This window comes from Streptomyces sp. LS1784 (genome assembly GCF_020103755.1).
In the GTDB taxonomy this organism is placed as follows: domain Bacteria; phylum Actinomycetota; class Actinomycetes; order Streptomycetales; family Streptomycetaceae; genus Kitasatospora.
In genome coordinates this window covers 1-1,887 of record NZ_JAHSQD010000952.1, presented here as the reverse complement: position 1 = coordinate 1,887, position 1,887 = coordinate 1, and the positions used below count along the sequence as shown (strand labels likewise).

Sequence of the window (1,887 nt, the reverse complement as noted above, 5' to 3'; positions counted from 1 at the left end):
GCCGCCGAGGCTCCGGCCGTCGAGGCGCCCGCCGTGGGGGCCCCCGCCGCCGGTCCGGAGACCGAGGGCGAGTGGGAGGAGGACGGCCGTCCGTCGCGCCGTCGTCGTCGTGGCGGCCGTCGCCGTCGCCGTGGCGAGGCCGAGGACTTCGAGGCGGCCGAGGCCGCCGAGACCGAGCAGCCCGCTGCCGAGGAGCCGGCCGAGGCCGTCTCCGAGGAGGAGGGCGAGGAGGACGACGAGCTGGCCGCCGGCCTGTCCTCGTCGCGCCGCCGCCGTCGCCGTCGCCGCCGCAGCGGTGAGACCGGTGCCGTCGAGACCGCCGAGACCACCGAGGACGGCGTCCGCACGGTGGTGAAGGTGCGCGAGCCGCGCCGCCGTTCCACCGAGCCGTCCTTCGACCCGGACGAGGTGCAGTCCATCAAGGGCTCGACCCGTCTGGAGGCCAAGAAGCAGCGCCGCCGCGAGGGTCGCGAGCTGGGCCGCCGCCGGGTGCCGATCATCACCGAGGCCGAGTTCCTGGCCCGCCGGGAGTCGGTCGAGCGCGTCATGGTGGTGCGCCAGAGCGGCCAGCGCACCCAGATCGGCGTGCTTGAGGACGGCGTGCTGGTCGAGCACTACGTCAACAAGGAGCAGGCCACCTCGTACGTCGGCAACGTCTACCTGGGCAAGGTCCAGAACGTGCTGCCGTCGATGGAGGCCGCCTTCGTCGACATCGGCAAGGGCCGCAACGCGGTGCTGTACGCCGGTGAGGTCAACTTCGGTGCGCTGGGCGGCCACGGCGGCCCGCGCCGGATCGAGTCGGTGCTGAAGTCCGGCCAGTCCGTGCTGGTGCAGGTCTCCAAGGACCCGATCGGCCACAAGGGCGCCCGCCTGACCAGCCAGATCTCGCTGCCCGGCCGCTACCTGGTGTACGTGCCCGAGGGCTCGATGACCGGCATCTCGCGCAAGCTCCCGGAGAACGAGCGCGCCCGGCTGAAGCAGATCCTCAAGAAGATCGTCCCGGACGACGCGGGCGTCATCGTGCGCACCGCGGCCGAGGGCGCCTCCGAGGAGGAGCTGACCCGCGACGTCCAGCGCCTCCAGCAGCAGTGGGAGGACATCCAGAAGAAGGCCGCGACCGGCAACGCCCCGGCGCTGCTGTACGGCGAGCCGGACATGACCGTCCGGGTCGTCCGCGACATCTTCAACGAGGACTTCAGCAAGGTCATCGTCTCCGGCGACGAGGCGTGGAAGACCATCCACGAGTACGTCTCCAACGTGGCCCCGGACCTTGCCGAGCGGCTCCAGCGGTGGACCTCCGAGGTGGACGTGTTCGCCACCTACCGGATCGACGAGCAGCTGATGAAGGCGCTGGACCGCAAGGTCTGGCTGCCCAGCGGCGGTTCGCTGGTGATCGACCGCACCGAGGCGATGGTCGTCATCGACGTCAACACCGGGAAGTTCGTCGGCCAGGGCGGCAACCTGGAGGAGACGGTCACCCGGAACAACATCGAGGCGGCCGAGGAGATCGTGCGCCAGCTGCGGCTGCGCGACCTCGGCGGCATCATCGTGATCGACTTCATCGACATGGTGCTGGAGTCCAACCGCGACCTGGTGCTGCGCCGCCTGCTGGAGTGCCTGGGCCGGGACCGGACCAAGCACCAGGTGGCCGAGGTCACCTCGCTGGGCCTGGTCCAGATGACCCGCAAGCGGGTCGGCCAGGGTCTGCTGGAGTCCTTCTCCGAGCCGTGCGTGCACTGCAACGGCCGCGGCGTGATCGTCCACATGGAGCAGCCGAGCGTCCACGTCCACGCCCCCGTGGCGGCGGGCGAGGCCGCCTCGGGCGGCGGCAAGCGCCGCCGCCGGGGCAAGGGCGGCGCGGGCCACGAGGAGCCGCAGGCCGTCGAG

At 71.8% G+C, this 1,887-nt stretch carries 1 protein-coding gene; it reads left to right on the top strand.

Features of this window, described 5'->3' with window-relative positions:
- On the top strand, positions 1-1,887 hold a 1,887-nt coding region (locus KS423_RS44565), incomplete at both ends, for an Rne/Rng family ribonuclease (protein ID WP_224285383.1).